Annotated in this window: 7 protein-coding genes and 1 pseudogene; 2 read left to right on the forward strand and 6 right to left on the reverse strand. The window is 68.7% G+C overall.

What is annotated here, in order from left to right:
• Window positions 1–96: 96 nt before the first annotated feature.
• Window positions 97–18484 (reverse strand): annotated as a pseudogene (locus tag IHQ52_RS22570) (amino acid adenylation domain-containing protein).
• A gap of 921 nt (window positions 18485–19405) precedes the next feature.
• On the opposite strand from IHQ52_RS22570, the gene IHQ52_RS22575 reads away from it, so the two are divergent.
• On the forward strand, window positions 19406–19909 hold the full coding sequence (locus IHQ52_RS22575) for a MarR family transcriptional regulator (protein WP_006436948.1): 504 nt from the start codon (window positions 19406–19408) through the stop codon (window positions 19907–19909).
• A gap of 52 nt (window positions 19910–19961) precedes the next feature.
• On the opposite strand, the gene IHQ52_RS22580 is transcribed toward IHQ52_RS22575, so the two are convergent.
• The 4 genes from IHQ52_RS22580 to IHQ52_RS22595 form a co-directional block, all read right to left on the reverse strand.
• The gene (locus IHQ52_RS22580) at window positions 19962–20834 is read right to left on the reverse strand and encodes a type IV toxin-antitoxin system AbiEi family antitoxin domain-containing protein (protein WP_182155907.1); all 873 of its coding nucleotides are present in this window, start codon (window positions 20832–20834) and stop codon (window positions 19962–19964) included.
• Between the two features lie 132 nt (window positions 20835–20966).
• Window positions 20967–21836: a 3-hydroxyisobutyrate dehydrogenase gene (mmsB, locus tag IHQ52_RS22585; RefSeq protein ID WP_006436950.1), complete on the reverse strand. Its 870-nt coding sequence runs from the start codon at window positions 21834–21836 to the stop codon at window positions 20967–20969.
• 58 nt (window positions 21837–21894) lie between these two features.
• Window positions 21895–23070 (reverse strand): acyl-CoA dehydrogenase family protein, encoded by a 1176-nt coding sequence (locus IHQ52_RS22590; protein WP_006436951.1) that lies wholly within the window; start codon window positions 23068–23070, stop codon window positions 21895–21897.
• Between the two features lie 11 nt (window positions 23071–23081).
• Window positions 23082–24614 carry a CoA-acylating methylmalonate-semialdehyde dehydrogenase gene (locus tag IHQ52_RS22595; RefSeq protein ID WP_024499775.1) on the reverse strand — a complete coding sequence of 511 codons (1533 nt, stop codon included), beginning with the start codon at window positions 24612–24614 and terminating at the stop codon, window positions 23082–23084.
• A gap of 269 nt (window positions 24615–24883) precedes the next feature.
• Between IHQ52_RS22595 and IHQ52_RS22600 the strand changes: the two genes are divergently transcribed.
• On the forward strand, window positions 24884–25327 hold the full coding sequence (locus IHQ52_RS22600; RefSeq protein WP_006436953.1) for a flavodoxin domain-containing protein: 444 nt from the start codon (window positions 24884–24886) through the stop codon (window positions 25325–25327).
• Window positions 25328–25356: 29 nt separating this feature from the next.
• On the opposite strand, the gene IHQ52_RS22605 is transcribed toward IHQ52_RS22600, so the two are convergent.
• Window positions 25357–26229 (reverse strand): DMT family transporter, encoded by an 873-nt coding sequence (locus IHQ52_RS22605; protein WP_006436954.1) that lies wholly within the window; start codon window positions 26227–26229, stop codon window positions 25357–25359.
• Window positions 26230–26320: the final 91 nt, after the last annotated feature.

The following is a 26320-nucleotide window of genomic DNA, read 5'->3' on the forward strand; positions in this document are numbered from 1 at the left end:
ATCCCAACAGTACGACCGCTGGGCGTCGAACGCGCAAGCCCTGGAAGCGCATTCGGCGTAGCTCGGTCGAAGTCCCTGACCTGCTCATGGACTACCTCATTTCTGGATGGTGAATCTCCCATTGTTGAAAAACGCTAGACCCGGAACGGCCGTCCTCGTGGCCGTTTTCGCGAGTCATGTATTCGTCGAGAATCGCGGCGATCCGGATGATCGCCTCGTTCTCGGTCATCCCGAGGTGGTGCACGTCGACGTCGACGTTCGAGATGTTCCCGCGGACATACGGTGCCCATCCGTCGTGCCCCACCGCGTCCGCACGACGGTCGCGGACCGCGGTGAAGTACCGCAGGTCGACGTCGACGACGGGTGGCTGCCAGTCCCCGGTCGCCCGGATCAGCATGTTGTACGCCTCGGTGAGGTTCTCGATGGATTCGGCGTCGATGCCGAGTCCGCCGCCGAGACGCGCGGCGATCTGTTCGGCCGCCTCCTCCGCGGTCGCGTCGGCGCTGACGAAGTCGATGCCGAGGACCGGTCCGAGGTTGCTGATGAGTTCACCGGCCGTGATGGTGGTGATCGCCTCGGTGTCGACCGCGTCGGCCTCGGTGTCGAGCATCGCGAGCAGCGCGACCTCTTCCCCTGCTGCCCGCATCTCCGCGGCGACCGCGTGCGCGATCGTGCCGCCCAGCGACCACCCCATCAGGTGGTACGGCCCGTGCGGCTGCACGGTGCGGATCTCGTCGAAGTAGCGGCGGGCGAGCCCGGCCACGGTTGTGGGACCGTCCTTCTCGCCACCGATCTGTGGTGCCTGCAGGCCGTACACCGGTCGTCCGGACGCGAGGTGCCGGCCGAGGGTGTGATAGGCCCACGAGAGCCCGGACGCGGGATGAACGCAGAACAGGGGCGGCCTCTCACCGCCCGGCCGGATCGGCAGCAGGACGTCGAACCCCAGCGGTGGCAGCGCATCGAATTCCATGGATTCGCCGGTGCCTTCGCCGTTGCCCATCCCGTCCTCGATCCGCCGGGCCAGATCGGCCGGACTCGACGCCGACAGCATCCACCGGACGGGGATGTCCATGTGCAGTTCGCTCTTCAGGTCGTTGACCACCTGGACCGACCGCAGCGAGTTGCCGCCGAGTTCGTAGAAGTCGTCGTCGACCCCCACCCGTGGCACCCCCAGGACGTGTTCGAAGGTGCGGACAATCTCACCTTCCAGCCAGGTCGACGGCTCGCGGAACTCCGCGGTGTTCAGCGCCGGCTTCGGCAGGCGCTTGCGGTCGAGCTTGCCCGACGCGGTCAGCGGCACCGTGTCCAGCACCAGCACCGCGGTGGGCATCATGTACCCCGGCAGTTCCGTCGACGCGTAGGCCGTCACCTCGTCGGTGTCGAAGTCGGCGGCGTCCGGGGAGTCGATGCCCGGGGTCGCGGGCACCAGGTAGACCGCGAGGAACTCGACGGTGTCGGTCGAGGTGACCGTGGCGACCGCGCGGGCGACCTTCGGGTGTTCGGCGAACACCGCCTCGATCTCCCCGAGCTCGATTCGCAGGCCACGCAGCTTCACCTGGAAGTCGCTGCGGCCCAGGTACTCCAGATCCCCGCTCGGCCGGCGGCGCACGAGGTCGCCGGTGCGGTACATCCGCTCCCCCGGCGCGAACGGGTCGGGTACGAAGCGTTCCGCGGTCAGGCCGGCTCGTCCGTGATAGCCACGAGCCACCTGGGTCCCGGACAGATACAGATCGCCGGTGACGCCCGTCGGTACGGGCTGCAACCGCGAATCGAGAACGTAGGCACGGGCATTCCACACCGGCTTGCCCATCGGCACGGCCCGGGTGTCGTCGGGATGCGCGGCATACGCGGTGGCGTGCACCGTGAACTCCGTCGGACCGTAGAGATTGTGCAGCTCCACCCCGGGCAGCATCCGCCGCGCCGCGGCGACCACGTCCGGGCCGAAGGCCTCGCCCGCCACGAGGAGCGCCCGCAGCGAATCCAACGAGCCGGTGGTCGCGGCGCCCGCGAACACTGCCAGCATCGAGGGCACGAATGAGGTGATGGTCACGCGCTCCCGGGCGATCGTGTCGGCGAGGTAGTCGGTGTCGGTGTGTCCGTCCGACCGCGCGATCACCAGGCGCGCTCCCACCGCGAGGGTGGCGAACAGCTCCCACACCGAGACGTCGAACGTGGCCGGCGTCTTCTGGAGGACGACGTCGGTGACGTTCAGCTCGTACTCGTCGCTGATCCAGAGAACCTGGTTCACCACCGAACGGTGCGACACGGCGACGCCCTTCGGCCTTCCGGTGGAACCGGAGGTGAACAGGACGTAGGCGAGATGGTCCGGTGTCAGCCGACCGAGCCGGTCGTCGTCGGTCAGCGGCGCATCGTCGAAGGCGTCGAGTTCGACGCCGTCGAGCGATGTCAGGACCACGACCGGGTCGGCGCACTCCAGCATGTAGTCGATCCGCTCGGCCGGATGATCGGGATCGACCGGGACGTACGCTCCACCGGCGGCGTGCACCGCGTACATCGCGGTCACCTGGTCCAGCGAACGCCGCATCCGCAGCGCCACCAGTGAATCCGGGCCGACCCCGCGGGAGACGAGCCACCGGGCCAGCCGGTTGACGCGGCCGGCGAACTCCGCGTAGGTCAGGACGGTCTCGCCGGCGGTGATCGCCGGGCTGTCGGCGAACCGGACCGCGGAATCGGCGAAGAGCGACGCCAGCGTCGCCGTCGGATCGATCGCGTGGGCGGTCTCGTTGCACCGCACCAGGACCGCGTCCCGTTCCGAGTCGTCGAGCAGGTCGACCTCGAGCACTCCTCGCGCGGGATCCTCGGCGAGCGCGGTGAGCATCCGCACCAGGCGTTCGCCGAAGCCGGCGACCGTCGATGCGTCGAAGAGGTCGGTGGCGAAGGTGATCCCGCCTCGGAGACCGGCCGGCGCGCCGCTCGCGTCGTAGGTGTCCGACACCGTCACCTGCAGGTCGAACAGCGACATCCCGGTGTCCGGCTCGACGGCGGACGCCGACAGCTCCGGTAGTTCGATGTCTGCCGAGGCGGTGTTCTGGAACGCGAGCATCACCTGGAACAACGGGTTGTAGGCGTCGGACCGGACCGGGTTGAGCTCCTGGACGAGTCGCTCGAAGGGGACATCCGAGTGCCCGAAGGCCGCCAGATCGGTGTCTCGAACGTCGTCGATCAGTTCCCGCAACGACATGCCCGGCCGCAGCTGTGTGCGGAGGACCAGGGTGTTGACGAACATGCCGATCAGATCGTCGAGTTCGCGCTCGCCTCGCCCGGCATACGGGGTGCCGATCGACACGTCGTCGGTCGCCGCGAGCCGGGCCAGGAGTGCGGCCAGCGCCGCGTGGAAGACCATGAACAGCGTGGTGTTGTGGGCACGCGCGACCTGCTGCAGCGCGGCGTGCAGATCGGCGTCGACGGTCAGCGGCACGTTACCGCCGGTGTAGGACTGTGTCGGCGGCCGCGTGCGGTCGGCGGGCAGTTCGAGCAGCGCAGGCGCGTCGGCCAGCTGCCTGGTCCAGTAGTCGATCTGCGCGTGCAGAAGCGAGTCGGGGTCATCGGCGGCACCGAGGACCACCCGCTGCCAGAGCGCGTAGTCCGCGTACTGCACCGGCAGCGGTTCCCAACCGGGTTCCCCACCGTTCGTGCGGGCCGCATACGCGTTCATCAGATCGCGGGCGAGCGGCGTCAACGACGAACCGTCGGCACCGATGTGATGGATGACGACCGCGAGCACCCACTCGTCGTCGCCGAGCGAGAACAGGCTGATCCGCACCGGGACCTCCGACGTCACGTCGAAGGGCCTGGCCAGCAGCCGGGACATCGCCTGCGGCATCTCCGATTCGGGAACCGACGTGACGACGACCGGGACACGGTCGGCGGCGGGCGGCAGGATCACCTGCGTGGGTTCGGCATCCACATAGGGGTAGACCGTGCGCAGGATCTCGTGACGGTCGACGACGTCCCCGACGGCCGACCGGAGGGCGTCGACGTCGAGGTGTCCGGACAGCCGTACGACGATCGGGATGCTGTACGCCGGCGAGTCGGGTTCGATCCGGCTGAGGAACCACATCCGCTGCTGCGCGTACGAGAGCGGGATGCGTGCGGGTCGTTCCAGCGATCCCAACGGGATCCGGCCGATGGCCGTGTGGGATTCGGCCCGTGCCGCCAGCTTCGACACCGTCGACGCCTCGAAGATCATCGACACGCCGACATTGGTGCCCAGGGCCGCGCCGATCCTCGACACGACACGGGTCGCGGCGAGACTGTTGCCGCCGAGGTCGAAGAAGTCGTCGTCGGCACCGACCCCGCCCTCGATCCCGAGGACTTCGGCGAAGACCCCCGCCACGATCTCCTCCACCGGGGACGCCGGGGCGCGGAATCGCCGGGTGGTGATCAGCGGTGCGGGAAGGGCCTTGCGGTCGAGTTTGCCGCTCGGCGTCAACGGGATCTCGTCCAGAACCATGACCGCGGCCGGGACCATGTACGGCGGCAGCGAGTCCAGGAGGAGGGCGCGCAGCTTCTCGCCCGAGACCACCTCACCGGGAGCGGGCACCACATAGGAGACCAGCCGCATGCCGACCCCGCTGTCGCGGCGCGGCACCGTCACCGCGAACGACACCCCGGGATGCTCCCCCAGCGTGGCATCGATCTCGCCGAGCTCCACCCGGAAGCCGTGAATCTTGACCTGGAAATCATTGCGTCCCAGGAACTCCAACGACCCGGCGGCATTCCAGCGGACGACGTCACCGGTGCGGTACATCCGCTCCCCGGCCCGACCGTGGGGATGGGCCACGTAACGCGATGCCGAGACGCCGGGCCGGTTCAGATAGCCACGGGCCAGCGCCGGACCGGCCAGATAGAGTTCGCCTGCCACACCGACCGGGACGGGCTGCATCCGCGCGTCCAGGACCAGGGCCTGCATCCCGGCCATCGGGGTACCGATCGTCGACCGTTCCCCCGCCTTCAGCGGCTCGGTCGCAGTGGCGACGATCGTGGCCTCGGTGGGCCCGTACAGCACTCGGAATCGGCGTGCGCGGACCGGGTCGTCGCCCACCCACCGGGTGATCAGATCCGTCGGCACCTCGTCGCCGCCGGACATCACCTCTCGCAGGTCGTCGAGACCCGTGGGATCGACCGACGCCAGCGCCGCGGGGGTCACGAACGCGTGGGTGACGCGTCGGCTGCGGAGGAAGTCGCCGAGTTCGCTGCCGCCGCGTACGTCGGTCGGCGCCACCACGAGTGCCGACGACGAACTGATCGCCAGCAGGATCTCGAGCAGTGAGGCGTCGAAGGACGGCGAGGCGAAATGCAGGACCCGGGAGTCGGGTCCGCTCGCGGGATCGACGAACAGCGAGGACAGATAGTCGGCGACCCCGGCGTGGGTGACCGCGACGCCCTTGGGCACCCCGGTCGATCCGGACGTGAACACGACCCACGCCGTGTTCGCTGCGCGCACCGGCCGGATCCGTTCGGCCTGTCCGACCTCGCCGTCGTCCAGCGCGTCGATGCGCGCGGCGTCGGCGGGATCGTCCGCGACGACCCAGTCGATCGTCCCGGGTAGTCCGGCGCGTGCACCGAGCGTCGTGATACCCAGCGTCGCACCGGAATCGGTGACCATCTGACCGATCCGAGCGGTCGGGTAGTGCGGATCGACCGGCACGTAGGCGGCGCCGGACTTGACCACGGCCCACCAGGCGATGACGGAGTCCAGGGACCTCTCGACCGCGACGGCGACCGGCTGTTCGGGTGCCGCGCCCCGTCGGATGAGGTGACGTGCCAATCGATTCGAGCGTCGGTCGAGTTCGGTGTAGGACAGCTCGACGCCACCGGCGACCACCGCCGGCCCGTGCGGGTTCCGCCGAACCGCAGCGGCGAAGACCTCCGGCAGGAGTACCGATGAGGGCGGCGCCTGGTCACCGGCGAGCCGCGGCCGTCCGACACGCGACAGCAAGTCGGTACGTTCCGCGGAGTCGAGCCAGTCGATCTCGCCGACGGGTGTCTCCGGATCGTCGACGATCGCTTCCAGTATCCGGCACAGACGCTTGACGAAGCCCTGGACCGTCTCCGGGTCAAAGAGGTCGTGCGCGAACATCATCGCGCCCGAGATGCCCTTCGCCGCACCGTTCTCGCCGTAGGCGTCGGCGACCACGAGCTGTAGGTCGAACTGGCAGACACCGGTGTCGGCCTGCACCCGCGACACGGTCACCTCGGGCAGTTGCACGTCGACCTTGGAGAGGTTCTGGAAGGCGAGCGCCACCTGGAACAACGGGTGGTGTGCGGTCGAGCGTTGCGGGTTCAGCTCCTCGACGATCCGCTCGAACGGGACGTCGCCGTGCTCGTAGGCGTGCAGGTCGGTGTCCCTGACCTCGCCGAGAAGTCCGGCGAAGGACTGATCGCGGTCGAGGGATGTGCGCAGCGCGAGCGTGTTCACGAACATGCCGACGAGCGGTTCGAGTCCCGGCTCGCCGCGGCCGGCGACGGGGGTGCCGACGACGATGTCGTCGCCACCGCTCAAGCGGCCGAGAAGCGTGGCCAGCGCGGCGTGCAGGACCATGAACAGCGACGCGTTCCGCGATCGCGCCAGTTCCAGCAGGCGGCCGTGGAGCCGGGCGTCGATCTCCACCGGGACGTGGCCGCCGGACAGACTCGCCACCGCAGGTCGCGGACGGTCGGTGGGGAGATCCAGCACATCCGGGATCTCGGCCAGCGTCGACCGCCAGTAGTCCAGCTGCGCGTGCATGAGGGACTGCGGATCGTCGGGCTCACCGAGCACTCGACGCTGCCAGAGCGCGTAGTCGGCGTACTGGACCTCGAGCGGTTCCCAGGCCGGTTCCTGTCCGGCGAGCCGGGCTGCGTAGGCGGACATCACATCCCGTGCCAGCGGCGCCATGGACTGTCCGTCACCTGCGATGTGGTGCACGACCAGGATCAGCAGGAACTCTCCGGCCTGGTCCAGGAAGGGACCGCCGACCGCGGTGCCGGGCTCGCCGATGCGCAGGAGTCCCACGCGGATCGGCACCCTCGTGGTCACGTCGAAGCCGCGACGTACGAACTCGCCCACCGCGTCTTCGACGGCGCTCTCGGGCACGTACCGGATCTCCACCGCTGCTGCCACGTGGTCGAGCACCAGCTGGTGCGGCTCACCGGCGTCGTCCGGGTAGATCGTCCGCAACACCTCGTGCCGGCCGATCACGTCGGCGAGCGCATCCTCCAGCGCCGCGATGTCGAGGTGTCCGGCCAGCTTCAGGATCACCGGGATGTTGTACGCGGGTGATTCCGGCTCCATCCGGTTCAGGAACCACATGCGCTGCTGCGCCAGCGACAGCGGGAGGCGCTCCGGTCGCGGGCCCGGGATCAGCGGTGCCCGCTGTCCTTCGTGCAGCGATCCGGCGAGCGCGGCCAGGCTCGACACGGTGGGCGCCTCGAACAGGGCGCGCACCGGGACACGGACGCCCAACGCCGCACCCACTCGCGCGGCGACCACCGACGCGCTCAGCGAATCGCCGCCGAGGGCGAAGAAGTCGTCGTCGGCACCGACCCGAGCGATGTCCAGGACTTCCTCGAAGGCGGTGGCCACCGCGGACTCCGCGGGATTCGACGGTGCCCGGAACTCCGTTGCGGCGAACACCGGTGCGGGCAACCGGCTCCGGTCCAGCTTGCCGGTCTGTGTGCGCGGGACCTCGTCGAGTACGACGACCGCGGCCGGGACCATGTATGCGGGCAGCCGCTGCGACAGCGACTCCCGCAGGTCGTCGCCGGAGCACTCCGCACCCGGTACCGGCACGACGTAGGACACCAGCGTCCGCGGCATCCCGTTGTCACTGCGGGCGATTGTGGCTGCGTACGCCACGTCCGAGCGACCGCCGAGGAGCGCGTCGATTTCCCCGACCTCGATCCGGGTACCGCGGATCTTGACCTGGAAATCGTTGCGTCCCAGGAACTCCAGCTGGTTGTCGACGGTGCGCCGGACCAGGTCGCCGGTCCGGTACATCCGGTCGCCGGTGTCACCGAACGGGCACGCGACGAACCGGGCCGCGGTCGTCGTCGCGTTCCCGACATAGCCGTCGGCCAGTCCGGGTCCGAACAGGTACAGCTCGCCGACGACGCCCTGGGGCACCGGGCGCATCCAGGTGTCGAGCACGGCTGCGGCGACCGGACCGACCGCGCGGCCGATCGTCACCCGGCCACCCGGTTCGAGCGGTTCGCTGGCCGTGGCCCAGATGGTGGATTCGGTGGGGCCGTAGAGGTTGATCATGGCGCGTCCCGGCGCCCACCGCGCGATCAGCTCGGGGCCGACGGCCTCGCCGGCGGTCGCGAGGACACGCAGCGTGTCGAGTCCCGCATCGGGCACGGTCGCCAGAGCCGAGGGCGTCACCACCACGTGGGAGACATGTTCCCGACGGATCAGCTCGGCGAGTTCGGGGCCGCCGTAGACATCCGGCGGCGAGACGACGAGGCGCCCACCGGAACCGTGCGCCATCAGCATCTCGAAGACCGAGGCGTCGAAGCTCGGTGAGGCCACCTGCAGAACGCTCGACGTGGCATCGCAGTCGAGGATGCGATGCTGTGCGTCGACGAGCCGCGCCAGGCCGCGGTGGCTGACCAGCACGCCCTTCGGCGTGCCGGTCGAACCGGAGGTGTAGATCACGTAGGCGGTCTGTGCGATCCGGATCGGACCGCCCCGCTCCACATCGCTGATCGGCTCGGCGGCTTCGGCGTCGAGCATGCACAGGTGCCGTTCGTCGTCGAGTTCGAGCCACTCGACGCCGGGGGGCACGCCGGGACCGTCCAGGGTAGCGGTCCCGGCGTGCGTGAGACCCAGCCTGACATCGGCATCGGAGAGCAGGTATCCGATCCGTTCAGCAGGCAGGGTCGGGTCCACCGGCAGGAATGCCGCACCCGTCTTGGCCACCGCCCAGAGGGCGACGACCGCGTCGAGCGATCTCGGCAACACACAGGCGACCACGTCGTGCGACCGGACTCCTTGGCGCAACAGGAATCTGGCCATTCGGTTCGACCGCTCGTCGAGCCAGCGGTACGACACCGACGCGCCACACGTCACCGCGATCGCGTCGGGGTGGCGGGCGACGGATGCGGCGAGGATGTCGGGCAACGTCTCCGGGTGGTGACCCCGCAGCGGCGCCGGCCGATCCCGCTCGCCGCCGACATGCGCGAGCATGCCCAGGCGCGCGTCGGGGTCGTCGGCGATCCGGGACAGGCACTCGACGAAGAGGTCGACGATCTCCCGCGCCCGGCTGGGGTCGAAATCGTCACGGCGGAAGCGAAGGGTGATGGACAGGCCCGGTTCGCCCTCCCCCGCATCGTTTTTCGGTGCCACGACCAGACTCAGGGGGTACGGGGTGGCGTCGACGCCGGTGAGCCCGTCGACGCGGAGACCCGCCGACGAGACGAGTTCCTGCAGGCTCGACTCGCGCAGGGGGAAGGACTGGAAGGCGAGCGCGGTGTCGAACATGTCGGCCAGCCCCACCGCGCGGTGGATGGCGGGAAGGCCCACGTAGTGGTGGTCGAGCAGTTCGGCGTTGTGGTCCTGGGCCTCGACCAGCAACTCCCGCAACGACGTCGAGGGATCGAGCCGGACCCGGACCGGGACGGTGTTCAGGAACATCCCGAGGGCCTGGCCGACCCCCGGCAGTTCCGGCGGGCGTCCGGCGACGGCCGAACCGAGGATCACGTCGGTCTCACCGGTCAGCACACGCAGGACGAGTGCCCATGCCGTGGACACCGCGGTACCGACGGTCACCGCGGAATCGGCGGCCACGGAGCGCAAACGCAGGAACTCCTGTGCGGGCAACTCCGCGCCGACCTCGCCGGCCCGATCTCCCGACATCGCGGCACCGTTCCGGCTGACGCGGGTCGCCGCGTCGACGTCGGCGTAGGCCCGTGTCCACGCCGCGATGGACGCGTCGTGGTTCTGCTCGGCCAGCCAGCGCAGGTAGTCGCGGTAGGAGGGGGCCGAGCCGGCCGTGTCGATACGCTCCGGCTCGCCGTAGAACTCGAGGAGTTCACCGATGAGCAGCGGCATCGACCAACCGTCGAGGATCACGTGGTGATTGGTGATGTGCAGCGCGAACGCCTCGGCCTCGAGACGGACCAGGGTGAACCGGATCAGCGACGGGATGCTCAGGTCGAACCCCGCGGCGGCGTCCTCGGCGGCGATGCGTTCGGCTTCCTCCCGGGCCCGGTCGGCGGACCGGCCGGTGAGGTCGATCTCGCGGAAGGCGACGTCGGTGTGCCCGACCACGACCTGGCGTGGGCCCCGGGAGGTCTCGACGAAACCGGCGCGCAAGATGTCGTGACGGTCGACGAGCGCCTGTGCGGCACGACGCAACCGCGCGCCGTCGAGGTACCCCGACAGCCGGATCGTCGACTGCACGGTGTAGTTGTCCGAAGCGTCGGGATCGAGCGTGGAATGGAAGTGGATGCCGGCCTGCGTGGGCGACAGCGGCCAGATCTCGGCCAGATCCGGGTAGCGATGGTGGAGGAGCTCCGCATCGGAGTCGCAGACATCCCCGAAGTCGTTGTCGGAGAGCGCATCGCGGTTCTCCAGAGGTGCGACGTCGGTCTCGACTGCTCGAGCGGGGTCGCCGGACTCGGGGCCGTCGAGGTCGGCGAGGGCCGCCAGCGCGGCGACCGTCTTCGCCTCGAAGACCTGGCGGCCGGTGATCGTCAGTCCGACCGACTTCGCCAGTGCCACGAGCTGCATCGAGACGATGCTGTCGCCGCCGAGGGCGAAGAAATTGTCGTCGGCGGTCACCGTGTCGACGTCCAAGACCTCGGCGAACAGCCGGGCGACGAGCTTCTCGGTGGGGGTTGACGGCTCTCGACCGCCGGCGCTCTCGGCGCGGAAGTCCCACGCGGGGAGCGCCTTCTGATCAACCTTGCCGGTGCGGGTGACCGGCATCGCCGGCAACTCGAGGATGACGGTCGGCACCATGTAGCGCGGCAGGGATTCCGCGAGGTCCGTGCGCAGCGCGGTCACGTCGAGCTGCTCCCCCGGCGTGCCGACCACATAGGACACGATGACCGGCCGGCCCGCCGGTCCCGGCTGGACCAGGGTGACGGCCTGCGCGACCGCGTCGTGCCGCGCGAGATGTGCGTCGATCTCGCCGGTCTCGATACGCAGACCGTGGATCTTGACCTGCTGGTCGTTGCGTCCCAGATAGTCCAGTTCGAGTCCGCCGCGTCCTCGGATCCACCGCACCTGGTCACCGGTGCGGTAGATGCGCTCGCCGGTCGCCGACCGGGGATCGGCGACGAACCGGGATGCGGTGAGGTCGGGACGGTCGAAGTACCCGCGGGCCAGACCCGGTCCGCCCAGGTACAGTTCGCCGGACACGCCGACCGGCACCGGCCGCAGCCATGCGTCGAGCACCACCGCAGACACCCCGCGGACCGGCCCGCCGATGGTCACCGGTTGTCCGGGCTGCAGGTCGTCGGCCGCGGTGGCCCAGATCGTGCATTCGGTGGGGCCGTAGTGGTTCATCAGCCGGCGTCCGGGGGCCCAACGGTTCACGATGTCCGCGCCGGTCGCCTCCCCGACCACCGCGATCGTCGTGAGCGACGGCACGCGTGCGGGGTCCATGGTGTTGAGGGCGGTCGGGGTGATGATCGCGCACAAGATCTCCTCGGTCCGCACCAGTTCCTCGAGATCGGTTCCGCCGTAGACGTCCTGGGGCGCCACCACCAGACATGCCCCGTTGCCGTGCGCGAGCAGCACCTCGGAGACGCAGGCGTCGAAGCCCGGAGACGACACCTGCAGCACTGCCGAACCCGGTTGCACGCCGAAGTAGTCGCCCAGTTCGGTGACCCGGTCTCGCAGGCCCCGGTGATCGATGTGGACCGCCTTCGGCCGTCCGGTCGATCCGGAAGTGAAGATCAGGTACGCACTGCTGTCGGCCTCCACCGTGGTCGTCGACCAGTCCGCTTCCGCCCCTTCGTCATCCGCCCGTTCGGCGGCGTCCAGAACGAGCCAGTCGACGCAATCCGGGAGGTTCTTCGTGACCTCCTCGACCGTGATACCGAGCGTGCAGTGCGAGTCGGCCAGCAACTCGGCCAGGCGGTATGCGGGATTGCCGGGATCGAGTGCGACGAACGCTGCTCCCGACTTGGCCACCGCCCACATGGCAACGATCAGTTCGACCGACCGCGGGAGCGCCAGCGCGACGAACCCCTCGGGTCCGGCGCCGCGGCGCACGAGTTCACGGGCGACACGGTCGGCCCGTCGGTCGAGCTCCCGGTAGGTCAGCGTGCCCTCTCCCGAACGCACGGCCGGCATGTCGGGGTGGCGGCGCGCGGTGTCCGACAGGATGCCCCGGAGCGTCCGCGGTGTCATGGCCGGCGGACCCTCGACGCGGGACAGCGCGGCCCGTTCGGTGTCCCAGCAGGGAGAGACCGCCGCGACCTTCCGGCCCGGGTCCGCCGCGATCTGCCCCAGCAGCATCGCGAAACGTTCGAGCAGGAGTGACGCGCTCTGCGCGTCGAGACGATCGGCGGAGTACTTCAGGATCAGCTCGTAGCGGCCCGGATCGCCCGCCCCCCGTCCGGCGGTCACCGGTCGGGGCGGGGTGACCTGCAGGCTGACCGGATACGGGGTGGCGTCGTGCGCCACGATGCCCTTCCACCGCAACCCGGCATCCGCCAGGGCGCCCGCGACCCCCTCGGCGTCGATGGGATAGGACTCCAGAACCGTGGCGGTGTCAAAGATGTCGGCCATCCCCGCGGCGCGCTGGAGTTCGGCGAGCCCGATGTTGCGGTGCTCGAGCATGGTGGCCTGCTGGGCCTGCGCCCTGGTGAGCAACTCCGTGACGGTCTCGTCGGGATCGAGCCGGACCCGCACCGGCAGGGTGTTGATGAACAGGCCGATCATCCGCTCGATGCCCGCGATGTGCGCCGGCCGATCGGAGACCGTGTTGCCGAACACCACATCCGACCGACCGGTCATGGCGGAGAGCAGCAGTGCCCACGCCACCTGGATGGCGGTGTTCGGGGTGACGCCGTGGGCGCGGCCGAGTCCGAGCACCGCGTCGGTGGTGGCCACGTCGAGATCGAGGTCGACCTGCGCGACGTCGTCCGCGGCGACCCGGTCCGGGTTGCCGGTGAGTCGCGTCGGGCTCTCGATGTCGGCCAGCATCTCCTCCCACGCGGCCGTCGTCGCCTCATGGTCCTGAGAATCCAACCACTGCAGGTACTCCCGGAAGGACCGCGGTGCGGGCAGCCCGGCCGCTCCGCCGTCCGCCGAGTCGGCGATGTACAGCGCGAGCAGGTCGTGGACGAGCAGCGGCATCGACCAGCCGTCGAGCACGATGTGGTGGTTCGTCAGCAGGAGCAGGAACTCGTCGTCGTCGACGCGGATGAGGTGGAACCGCACCAGCGGCGGCTGCGACAGGTCGAAGGGGGTCGCCGACTCGGTGATCAGCCGGCGCAGCTCACGATGCCGCTCCTCGGCGTCGACGATGCCGGTGAGGTCGGAATCGGTCCAGTCGACGGGCAAGTCGCGCAGCAGGATCTGGCGTGGACCGGAGCGGGTCTCGACGAAGGCGACCCGGAGACTGTCGTGGCGGTCGATGAGCGCCTGCGCCGCCTGCCGCATCCGTTCCGGCCGGACCGACCCGCCGAGGGTGACCTCTGCCTGCACGACGTAGCCGTCGGCGCCACTCATGCCTCCGGCGCTGTTCTTGGCGTCGATGCCGTCGAAGGTGGCGTGGAACAGGAGTCCGGCCTGCAGGGCGGTCAAGGGCCAGACGTCGACCATCGACGGGTGGTCGCGCAGCCAGCCGTCGATCTCCTCCTGGGTGGTCTCGACGAGCGGGAAGTCCGACGGGGTGTGACCGCCCACGTGATCGGCCTGCGCGAGTCGGGCGAAGGCCTCGAGAGCCTGCACCCACAGCTGCGACAGTTCTTCGGCCTCGGCGCGGTCGAGCACCAGCGAGGCGAATTCGAACACGGCGTCGAGTTCGAGTCCGTCCGGACCCGGCTCGGCGATCGCGTTGATGTCCAGGATGGCCGGCAACGCCATCGACGGGTCGGCCGTCCCGGCCAGCGCGTCGAACTCGCGTGACGGCGTCCACGGTCCCACGAGATCCCGGGTGCCCGCGCGGCCCAGGTAGTTGAAGCTGATCTGCGGTTCGGGACGGTTCTGGAGTTCGTTGCAGCCCACCGGGTCCAGGTGCCGGACCATGCCGTAGCCGATGCCGTTGTCGGGCACCGCGCGCAGTTGTTCCTTCACCCGCTTGATCGCCGCGCCGGCGGCTGCCCCGCCGGCGAAGGCGTCGTCCAGATCGATGCCGGCCAGGTCCAGGCGGACCGGGAAGCGAGAGGTGAACCAACCGACGGTCGCGGTCAGGTCGGCACCGGGGACCGCGGACTCCTCACGACCGTGCCCCTCGAGCGCGATCAGTTCGCTGCCCGATGCCTCACCGCGCAGAGACCGCCAGCGTGCCAGCGCGAGTGCCAGGGCGGCGAGCAGCGGGTCGTTGGGGCTGCCGTGGAACCGGCCGGGGATGGTGGTGACGACCGACTCGGTGACGTCGGCGGGTAGGCGCACACGCACGCGTTCCGCGGTGGCGGTGACGTCGCGATCGGGGTCCAGCGCGCGGGCACCCAGCGGACGGTCACCGGCCGCGAGGATGTCCGACCACAGGTCGAGTTCGGCGGCGGTACGGCCGGAGGACCGTTCGACCAGGCCGTGGACCCAGCGCCGCACGGAGGTCGTCCGCGGGCTGAGCTGCGGGTCGGCGCCCGCCGCGATCTGACCGTGGGCGATCGCGAGGTCGCCCAGGAGGATTCGCCACGACACCCCGTCGACGGCAAGGTGGTGGATGACGAGCCACAACAGATCCGGCTTCGCACCGCCACGGTCCCGCATCCACACGAAACGCGTCAGCAACCCGGCCGTCGGGTCGAGGAGATCGGCCGCGGCCTGCAGGTGCTGGTCGATCTCGTCGGCGTCGCGACGGTCGAGCCACACCTCGGCGAGCGTGGAGTCGACGTCGACCGAGCCCGGTTCCCGCACCTCGACGAACCTCTCGCCCGAGTGGACGTCGCGCAGTACCGCGCGCAGGATGTCGTGACGGTCGACGAGGGCGCCCAGTGCACGAACGAGGTCGGCGCGGTCGAGGTCGTCCGGGAGTTCGACGAGGGCGGCCTGGGCGAAACGGGAAATGTGCCCCCGGTCGAGCATCGCGTGCATGATCGGCGCCAGCGGGAACGATCCGACGCCCGCCCCGGGGAGTTCCTGCAGGGCGTCGTCGTCGGCTGAGTCGGTGGCCCGCACCGCCAGGGCCGCGACGGTCTTGCACTCGAACACGTCCTGGGTCGAGAACGCCAGTCCGGCGGCCTTGGCGCGGGCGACGAGCTCGATCGAGGAGATGCTGTCGCCGCCGAGGACGAAGAAGCTGTCGTCGGCGCCGACCTCGTCGACCCCGAGGACGTCGGAGAACAGCTGTGCCAGTCGGTATTCCCCGGGCGCCGACGGAGGCCGTCCGGTGCGCGCGGACGCGAAGACCGGAGCGGGTAGTGCCTTCCGGTCGACCTTGCCGAACGGGTTGAGCGGCAGGGCGTCCAGCGTGGTGATCACCGCCGGGACCATGTGCGGCGGAAGCGATTCGCGCGCGAATCGGCCCAGCTCCGGGACATCGATCCGGTGGTCGCGGACGGGCGTCACGTAGGACGCGAGGACGGTTGCGCCGGAGTTGTTGCGGACCGGCACGGTGATCGACGCCTCGACGTCCGGGTGACCGATGAGAACCGCGTCGATCTCGCCGGGCTCGATCCGGAACCCACGGATCTTCAGCTGGAAGTCGGTGCGTCCCAACAGTTCGAGCGACAGTGCAGAATCGTCTCCGACCCACCGTGCGAGATCGCCGGTGCGATACATCCGCTCCCCGGGCCGGCCGTGGGGGTTCGCGACGAAATGGTCCGCGGTCTGCGCGAACAGGTTCGCGTAGCCACGCGCAAGACCCGGTCCGGTCAGATACAACTCGCCCGCGGTGCCGACGGGGACCGGCTGCAACGCAGGGTCGAGGATCACCATCGACGCGCCGCGCACCGGCCGGCCGGCCGTCAGACCCTCGGGAGGGTCGAGGACCCCGCTTGCGGCGGTGATGGTCGCCTCGGTCGGTCCGTATTCGTTGATCATCCGCGCGCGCCGCGTCCAGAGTTCGACGATGCGCGGCGCGGTCTTGTCGCCGCCGACCATGACCGCCCGCAGATCGGTCAGCTCCTCGGGCTCGACCGTGGCCAGCATCGCCGGCGTCAACGTCAGGTGGGTGACACCCTCGTCGGCGAGCAGGCGTGTGAGCCGCTCGCCGCCGATCACGTCCGGCGGCACGACGATCAGCGCGGAACCGCTCGCGAAGCAGGTCAGCAGCTGTTCCATCGACGCGTCGAAGCTGGGCGAGAGCGCGTAGGACACCCGCGACTCCGGGTCGAGGCCGTAGGCCTCGGACCGGTCGGAGATCAGGTTCGCGAGTCCGTTGTGCGTGACCTGGACGCCCTTCGGCACACCCGTCGATCCCGAGGTGTAGGTCACGTAGGCGACGTTGTCCGCACGCAGCGGACGAATGCGGTCGCCGTCCCCGATCGCCGGGCCCGAGGCGAGGGCGGCCCCCTCCCCGAGACCGCCCTCCCCTCGGGATTCGTCCCCCCGGGAATCGTCACCGTCGACGAGCACCGTGGGCATCGACTCCGGGAGTCGATCGGTGAACTCGTCGGCGGAGATGGCCACCGCGGCGCCGCTGTCGGCGACGATGTGCTCGATTCGCTTGCGTGGGTAGTCCGGGTCCACCTGGACGATGGCAGACCCGGACTTCGCAACCGCCCACGCGGCGGCGACGGACTCGGCGGACCGTCGGAGAAGTATCGCGACCGACGTGTCCGGCCCGCAGCCCAGGGCGATCAGGCGGCGCGCCATCCGGGACGAGACGGCGTCCAGTTCCCGATAGGTCAGGCGGACTCCGTTCGACGAGATCGCGACCCGGTCGCCGTGACGAGCCACGCTCTCGGCGAGGATGTCCGGAAGAAGCCGCGGCGCAACACCTTCCGGACCACGAACGGGCAGAAGCGCAGCGCGTTCGTGATCGTCGAGCAGGTCGAGCAGACCCACCTGGCGCTCCGGCGGACCGCCGAGGAACTCGTGCAGGAACATCAGGAACCGGCGGTGGTGGTCGGCGAGTTCGGCAGCGGTGTAGACGTTGGGGTTTCCCTGGAAGTCGATGTGCGTGCTGTCGTGCCCCGCACCGGGATAGATGTTGACGAACAGATCCGAGGTGGGCCCGGACGTCAGCACGTGCAGGCGTCCCACCACGTCGCCGAACACGACCTCGCTGTCGACCATCATCAGGTTCACGGCCGGACCGAACGAGGACGCCTCGTCGCGGGCGATCCCCATGTCACGGAAGATGTCCTCCTGGCGGTACCGCTGCCGCCGGAGAGCGCTCAGCAGCTCGCCTTTCACGGCGGTGACGACCTCGCTGAGCGTGTGCCCCGCGACCGGGACCCGGAGCGGCACGACATTCGCCACCATGCCACCCGAGCGACGGAGGACGGCGGAATGCCGGCCCGAGACCGGCAGACCCAGAAGGACCTCGGGACTCCCGGTCATCCGGGCGAGGTAGGCGGCGAAGGCCGCGACGATCACCGGCGTGACCCCGCCGTCATGCGAGGCGTCGTCGAGGAGTCGGGCGGTCTCGTCGGGCAACGGGGTGCTCACGAGGGTCGGATGCAGCGTGGGCTTGCCGAGTCGGCCGGCGAGACTGACCACCGGCGGGGCACCCTCGAGGTGTTCGCTCCAGTACTTCCGGTCGTTCTCGTAGCGGGTCGAGCCGGGATATGACGCGTCCTGCTCGATGATGTCGGCGAGATCGCTTGCCGTGCAAGGCGGTGGGGCCTCGCCTCGGATGCCGGCGTTGTACCGCTCGGTGATGCGCCGGACCATCGTGACCGCCCCGAACCCGTCGAGGGCGATGTGGTGTGCACGCAGGTACCAGAAGTAGTGGTTCGTCCCCACCTGGTACACGATGCTCGTCATCAGATGGTCGACGAGCAGATCCAGAGGCCGCGAGTAGTCCTCCGACATCAGGCGATGTGCGGTCTCGACCGGGTCGGGCTCCCCGCGCAGATCGACGGTGTACACCGGGGCGCTGTGGGCCGCGTCGACGTACTGCCGCGGCTCGCCGTCGACCTCGATCAACCGCAGGTACCCGGAACCGAATTCTCGTCCGGTCGTCCGCGCGGCGTCTTCCAGCACACCGGTGTCGAGTTCACCTTCGATCTCCACGTACTGCGCCACCGAGATCGGCAGGTCACCTGCCACGTGCTGGGCGAACCAGATTCCCCGCTGCGCTGCGGACAGGGGCAGGGTGCCGACCCGTGACCGAGCGCCCGACTCATCGTCGAAGGTTGACTCGAAATTTCTCTCTGAGATGGTCAACGCGGCCTCCCCATGCGTTTTCATCGACTGCATTCGCCGGGCATGGGGGCAGAGCCCTGGCGGAATCTTCAGACCACAAATCGCCAATCCCGCGCCTGACACGAGACCGGGCAAAGTGGCCCCCCTGGATAGTTGTCGCCCCCTCGACAAGAACGGACCCTACTCTCGCGAAACTTTCCGCCACAACGATTTCCGCGAAGACAAACCGCCCGTTATGAACCAGGATGGCAAGGTCTCGAAATGATGACATTCGGCAATTGGTCCAATCGGATGACATTGCCCTGACCGCCTGTTATCCGCGCAGATTTCTGCATCTCCACTGCCGCAGAAACAGATTCGGATCCAGATTCACAAACCCGGGGGTACGGTCCCGAAAACGTTTGTCGGGGAGGTGGTTTCAGGCGACACCGGAAGACGGTTAATAAGCACAAATCGCCCAGAGTGCGCATATCGTCAATCTCATTAGATTGGGTAGCTAATGGGTATGAATAATTTGACTAACGACGCCGTGACCATTTCGATATTCAATCTCCACTTAGATTCTCAACCGCGACAGAAGGTCTCGATTCAGACGGTGTCGTTCCAGGAAACTACAACGACCCAGACGCATGTACATCTGCGGCAACCACATTGCCGCGCTGCTCCGTAGGACCTTTGTCACTCGGCGGGTGCCTTTGGTCATCACGCTGTCCCCCGTTCGGTTCACCGCGTGCCGACCGTTGCGCCGCAGTCGCCGAACCGGCCTCTGCCGGGCAGGCACCGACCGCGTGCGCCAGACCCGGCGGAGGCATCCCGCTCGCGCAGGGCTCAGGTCCACGGACTGGCCCTGCTGCTCCTCGCCGCCCACTACCCCGCCGGGCGGACCCCGTCGCGGCCAGGTACGCCGTGATCGACGGTTGGCGCGCCGTCGATCGGCGACGCCGCAGGCCGATTAGGGTGGTGATCATGGCAGGGCGCAGCATGGACTTCGATCCCATCACCGAGGCACGGGACAACTGGACCCAGGCCGGGTGGGGCGACGTCGCCGACGGCATGGTCGCGGTGACCTCGGTGATGCGCGCGCACCAGATCCTGCTCGCCCGCGTCGAGGCCACGTTGCGACCGTTCGATCTCAGCTTCTCCCGGTTCGAACTCCTTCGGCTGCTGGCGTTCTCACGCCAGGGCGCACTGCCCATCACCAAGGCCAGCGACCGTCTCCAGGTTCACGTCACGAGCGTCACCCATGCGATCCGTCGCCTCGAGGAAGGCGGCCTCGTCCGACGTGTCCCGCACCCGACCGACGGGCGCACCACCCTCGTCGAGATCACCGACCTCGGCCGCTCCACCGTCGAGGACGCCACCAAGACCCTCAACGAGAAGGTCTTCGCCGACGTCGGCATGACCGACGACGAGATGGCCGGCCTGGTCGGGGCGATCCAGTCGTTGCGGAAGCACAACGGGGACTTCTGACCGAGATCGGTGTTGCGTTTTGTCCCGGCAACCGGGACAGAACGCAACGTCATCACGAAGCGGCCCGCAGTAGAGCACTCCGAACTGCCTCGACGACCTGCTGCGGCCGTTCGGTCAGGTCCGCCCACGTGAAATTCAGGACTGTCCATCCGTCGGCGATAAGCGCATTGCGCTTGGTCCGGTCCCGCTGAAATGTGTCGGCGTCGCGGTGGAACGCAAAGCCATCGATCTCGACGGCGAGCCTGGCCTGCGTGAACGCGAAATCGAGCAGGTACCCGCATACCGGCAGATTGGCCGTCCATCCGTCGATGCCCTCACGACGGAACAGTCCAGCGGTCAGGCGTTCAGCCTCAGAGCGTGTCCCGTCCTCGAGTTGATCGAGATACTTCGACACCGCTCCGGATCCGGCGCGTTTGGGGTATCGGCCATGTGCGGCCCGGAGGTCGGCGAGCGTCACGTCCTCGGAGAGCAGCACCGAGTCGAGGACGCCGATCCCGAGATCGACTGCCGCGTCGAGGACGGACAGCGCGGGCCTGGTGACGCGGAGGTCGTCTTCGACGGTGACGTCCTCGTCGGCGAGGTCACGGTGCCGTACCAGCGCAGTCGCCGACGACCTCGCGTGGCGCCCGCGACGTCGCGTGAGCACCAGATGTTCCGCGGGCTCCCTGGGATGCAGCCTCAGCCACCAGCACGCCGCGATCCCACCGAGCGCGGCGTCGTCGCCGACGGAGAGCACCGCGATCCGGGCCTGCGCCCGTGCCGAACGATGATGGCCGGAGACCAGGTAGACAGCGGGCGCAACCGCGGTCCAGTCCCCCGCTGCCCGGCGTCGGCTGATCGCGGACCGGCTCAGCCCGGCCGCGTGCGCCTGCGACGTCGTCAGCACGCCGTCCTGGCGAATGATGAGCTCGTTGAGGTCGACCACGGAACTTCGACGCAGCACGCGTCGACGCGGTTCCACCTCCCCCGAGCGCAAGAAATCCCGTTGCGTTTTGTCCCGGTAACCGGGACAAAACGCAACGGGATTTCAGGAGCCGTCAGGCAGGTACTTCGAGACCTAGTGCAGCGAGGTGATGATCGCGCTGAAGTCGAGGTCGGCGTGCTGCTCGGCGAAGCCGCGGTACAGCTGTGCGGCGTGGGTCCCGAGCGGTGCGCGGGCGCCGGTGCTGGCGACGGCGTCCATCGCCAGACCGAGGTCCTTGTTCATCAGTGCGGTGGCGAAGCCCGGCTTGAAATCGTTGTTCGCCGGCGAGGTCGGGACCGGGCCCGGGACCGGGCAGTTGGTCTCGATGGCCCAGCAGTTGCCGGTGGCACCGGTGACGACGTCGTAGAGCGCCTGCTCGTCGAGGCCGAGCTTCTGAGCGAGGACGAACGCCTCGCCGACCGCGATCTGCTGGACGGCGAGCAGCATGTTGTTGCACACCTTCGCCGCCTGGCCGGCACCCGCCGCACCGCAGTGGATGATCTTCCCCGCCATCGGGTCGAGGGTCCCACGCGCCGCGGAGAAGGCCTCGTCCTCGCCGCCGACCATGAAGGCCAGGGTGCCGGCCACGGCACCCTTCACCCCGCCGGAGACCGGTGCGTCGACCTGAGCGAAACCGTGGTCGACGGCGCGACGGTGGATCTCCCGCGCATCGTCGACCGAGATGGTCGACGAGTCGATGAAGAGCGCACCGGTCGGGGTGACCGGGATGATCTCGTCGTAGAGCTTCTTCACGATGCCGCCGTTGGGCAGCATGGTGATCACGACCTCGGCCGCGGCCACGGCCTCGATGGCGGCGGGGAACGTCTCGATGCCGTTGGCCTTGGCGGTCTCGACCGCCTCGGGAACCGGATCGAACCCGTGCACCGTGTGCCCGGCCTTGACCAGATTGGCGGCCATCGGGCCACCCATGTTGCCGAGGCCGAGGAAAGCGATCGTCGTCATTGTCTTTGCTCCCTAGAGTGTTTGCCTGCGAAAACCATTGCGTTGCAGCGAGTTCGCGTCAGCTCTCCCGGTAACGGGACGCGATCGAACGGCCGAGGACGACCCGCATGATCTCGTTGGTCCCCTCCAGGATGCGGTGCACACGGAGGTCGCGGACGATTTTCTCGATTCCGTACTCGGACAGATACCCGTAGCCGCCGTGCAGCTGCAGCGCCTGGTCGGCGACGTCGTAGCAGCTGTCGGTGACGAAGCGTTTCGCCATCGCACACTGCTCCACCTTGTCGGGGGCGTTGTCGTCGAGCGCGGTCGCCGCGTGCCACAGCATCAACCGTGAGGTCTGCAGCGAGGTCGCCATGTCGGCGAGTGTGAACCGGATGGTCGGCTCGTCGAGCAGCGAGTTGCCGAACGCCCGACGACTCGAGACGTAGGCGGCCGCCTTGTCGAACGCCGCCTGGGCACCACCGAGTGAGGACGCCGCGATGTTCAAACGGCCACCGTTGAGGCCGTTCATCGCGATGCCGAACCCGATGCCCTCGGTCTCGGCGAGCAGGTTGGCCGCCGGGACCCGCACCTCGTCGAGGATGACCTGCGCGGTGGGCTGTGCATGCCAACCCATCTTGTGTTCCTGCGCACCGAAACTCAGTCCGGGAGTGTCCTTCTCGATCAGGAAGGTGGAGATGCCCTTGGGTCCGGCGTCGCCGGTGCGGGCCATCACCACGTACAGGTCCGACGACCCGGCACCGGAGATGAACTGCTTGACCCCGGTGAGGACGTACTCGTCACCCTCACGCTCGGCACGGGTGGCTAGTGCCGCCGCATCCGATCCGGCACCCGGTTCGGTGAGGCAGTAGCTCGCGATGGTCTCCATCGTCGCCAGTCGCGGCACCCACTTGTTGCGCTGTTCGTCGGTGCCGTAGTGATCGATCATCCATGCGCACATGTTGTGGATGGACAGGAACGATGCGACCGCCGGATCGGCGTAGGCCAACTGCTCGAAGATCCGCACGCCGTCGAGACGGCGGAGTCCGCTGCCCCCGGCGTCCTCGGAACAGTAGATGGCACCCATCCCCAGTTCGGCCGCCTCGCGGAGCTCAGGCACCGGGAAGTGGTTGGACGCATCCCATTCCAGCGCGAAGGGCGCCAGTTTCTTGGCCGCGAAAGCCGCTGCGGTCTCGACGATGACGCGTTCGTCACCGTCGAGCCGCGCGACTGCGGCCTCGGCAAGTGTGGTCATCTCGGCCGCACTCAGTCCATCGTCGGGATGACGAACTCGGCGCCATCCTTGATGCCCGACGGCCAGCGCGTCGTGACAGTCTTTGTCTTGGTGTAGAACTGGATCGACGCCGGGCCGTGCTGGTTGAGATCGCCGAAGCCGGAACGCTTCCAGCCACCGAAGGTGTGGTAGGCCACCGGCACCGGGATCGGCACGTTGACGCCGACCATGCCGACCTCGACGCGTGCGGTGAAGTCGCGGGCGGCGTCACCGTCCTGGGTGAAGATAGCAACACCGTTGCCGTACTCGTGATCCGAGGCCAGCGCGAGGGCTTCTTCGTAGTCGTGCGCGCGCACCACCACGAGCACCGGACCGAAGATCTCGTCGGTGTAGATGCTCATGTCCTTGGTGACGTTGTCGAACAGGCTTGGTCCGATGAAGAAGCCGTTGGAGATGTCGTCGTCGCCGTACTGCTGCTCAGGCGTGCCGATCTCGCGGCCGTCGAGAACGAGCTCGGCGCCTTCCTCGACACCCTTGGCGATGTAGCCGCGGACACGATCGAGTGCGGCGGCGGTGACCAGCGGGCCGTAGTCGGCCTTGGGATCGAGGCTGTGGCCCACGCGCAGTGCGTTGGCCTTCTCGAGCATCTTCTCGCGCAACCGGTTCGCGGTCTCCTCACCGACCGGCACGGCAACGGAGAGGGCCATGCAACGCTCGCCGGCACTGCCATAGGCGGCGCCGATGATGGCGTCGGCGGCCTGGTCGAGGTCCGCGTCGGGCATGACGACGGCGTGGTTCTTGGCACCGCCGAAGCACTGCGAACGCTTGCCGTGTGCAGCGGCGGTCGAGTAGATGTACTGCGCGATGTCGGAGCTGCCGACGAAGCCGAGAGCCTTGACGTCCGGGTGGGTCAGGAGCGCGTCGACGGCTTCCTTGTCGCCGTGGACGACCTGGAAGACACCGTCGGGAAGCCCTGCCTCGGTGAACAATTCGGCCAGGCGGACCGGCACGGACGGGTCCCGCTCGCTGGGCTTGAGAATGAAGGCGTTGCCGCAGGCGAGTGCCGGGCCGGCCTTCCAGAGCGGGATCATCGCCGGGAAGTTGAACGGGGTGATACCCGCGACCACACCGAGCGGCTGGCGGACCGAGTGGACGTCGATGCCGTTGCCGGCACCCTCGGTGAACTCGCCCTTCAGCAGATGCGGGATGCCGATGGCGAACTCGATGACCTCGACTCCGCGCTGGATGTCACCGAGGGCATCGGCGTGGGTCTTGCCGTGCTCGAGCGACAGTGTGGTCGCGAGCTCGTCGGCGTTCTTGTTGACCAGGTCCACGAAGCGCATGAGGACGCGGGCACGACGCTGCGGGTTCCACGCCGCCCATTCCTTCTGCGCCTTCGAGGCGGTGGCGATGGCGGCGGCGACCTCGTCGGTCGACGCGAGCGGCACCTGGGCCTGCACGGCACCGGTACTCGGGTTGAAGACGTCGGCGAAGCGGCCACCCTCGGCGGTGACGCGCTTGCCGTTCAGGAAGTGCGGGATGGAAGGGACAGCGGGAGCGGACACGGAGATCACCTTTGATTCTTCTCGGGCGTTGCCTGGTCGGGGTCTCGGCCGGGGGCCTGACGCGTTGTTCGGGGTTTTCGGACCTGCCTCGTCGGCGTCGGAGCCGGCGGCGAGCGCCCCGTTCCGGAGTTCGGGGTTATGGCCTCTGTCACCACATAGTAGGACATCCAAGTATTTCTTCCAACCCCCTTCCCACCTGCGATTTCGCAGCGAGGAGCGGGTTAGGTTACCCTCGCTGCGAAAAGCCGACGTCGAGAGGAGTTCTGCAAATGTCGGTCGTCATCCTCTACGGAACCGAGACCGGAACGGGCGAGCTCGTCGCGGACGCCATCGCGGACGCGCTCGACCAGCACGATCCCTCGATCTACGACATGAGCGAGTACGCGGTCGAGGACCTTGCCCCGGAAGACTTCCTGGTGATCGTCTGCTCGACCTACGGCGAGGGCGAGCTCCCCACCGGTGCCGAGCCCTTCGCCGACGAACTCGAGAGCGTCAACCCCGATCTCGGCGGGCTGCGCTTCGCCGTGTTCGGGCTCGGCGACTCGATCTACGACACCTTCAACCGCGGCGGCGAGATCATCGCCGAGATGCTGACGAAGCGTGGGGCCGTCCAGGTCGGCGAGCACGCCCGCCACGACAACTCGTCGTCGATCAAGCCCGCGAAGCAGGCCGAAGAATGGGCCGAGGGCATCGCGGAACTCATCGAGGGCTGATCAGAACAGACTGGTCGTCTCCGAGCTGATCATGCCGCCGGCCGTCCCACGGTCGGCGGCATTGCCGTCTCTGTGGCCACCGCCTGCTCCCATCCGCGGACAGCCGACAGCTTCGCCAGCTCACACACCGCGCGGATCATGATCGCGAGCACGATGCCGAGGAACATCGCGGTCGGCACCGAGACGTTGAGGTTCTCGCCGAGCAGCAACACGCCCAGCACCATCGCGACCGCCGGTTCGGCGACCGTCATGGACGGGAACGACGTCTGCAGGTCGCCCGCCCCGAAACCCAGCTGCTGCGCGACCACCGCACAGACCACCACCAGCACGAACAGATAGATCTCCGGCTGGACGAAGGTGCGCCAGAACTCGTGGGTCATCTGGTAGATCACCGCTTTGACCAGCAGCGCCGAGACCCCGAACATCGTGCCCGCGACGAGTCCGTAGAACAGCGCCTTGTAGTGCGGGCTGGAGCGTCGCGCCAGGATCACCAGGCCCACGACCATCCCGATGACGGCCCCGACGGTGCCCCACAGCAGGAGCGCATCCGGTCGCCGGAGTGACGGTTCCGGTCGCGAGACGATGAGGAACGTCGCGACGCAGACGACGAGCACCCCTCCCCACGCCCACTCGATGCGCGCGGGATGCCGGTGGTCCGCCCAGGCCTCCAGCGGCAACGCGAACAACACCGCGAGCACGACGAGCGGCTGTACCAGCAGGATCGACCCGAGCCCCAGGGCGGACGCCTGCAGGCCGAAGCCGCAGAGCGCGATCCCGGCACCCACCCACCATCCGACGGTGATCGCACCGTTGACCCGGGACGCACGCTGCCGCAACACGGTGCCGGCGGCGATCATCAACGCCGCCAGCACCGCCAGTAGCGCGGGAACCCAGGAGTGCACGTCCCCAAGGGTAAGGGCGTCGGGGACCCCGCGCCCGAGTCGGGCACCTGCCGGCCGAGGATGCACCCGGTGTCGCAACCCCGACAACCAG

The organism is Gordonia amicalis (assembly GCF_022059885.1).
Taxonomy (GTDB): Bacteria; Actinomycetota; Actinomycetes; order Mycobacteriales; family Mycobacteriaceae; genus Gordonia; species Gordonia amicalis.

Bases quoted from the DNA above. Each gene is read 5' to 3' on its own strand.
- mmsB (WP_006436950.1), bottom strand. From the start codon at position 21,836: ATGACGACGATCGCTTTCCTCGGCCTCGGCAACATGGGTGGCCCGATG.
- IHQ52_RS22600 (WP_006436953.1), top strand. From the start codon at position 24,884: ATGTCGGTCGTCATCCTCTACGGAACCGAGACCGGAACGGGCGAGCTC.
- IHQ52_RS22575 (WP_006436948.1), top strand. From the start codon at position 19,406: ATGGCAGGGCGCAGCATGGACTTCGATCCCATCACCGAGGCACGGGAC.
- IHQ52_RS22590 (WP_006436951.1), bottom strand. From the start codon at position 23,070: ATGACCACACTTGCCGAGGCCGCAGTCGCGCGGCTCGACGGTGACGAA.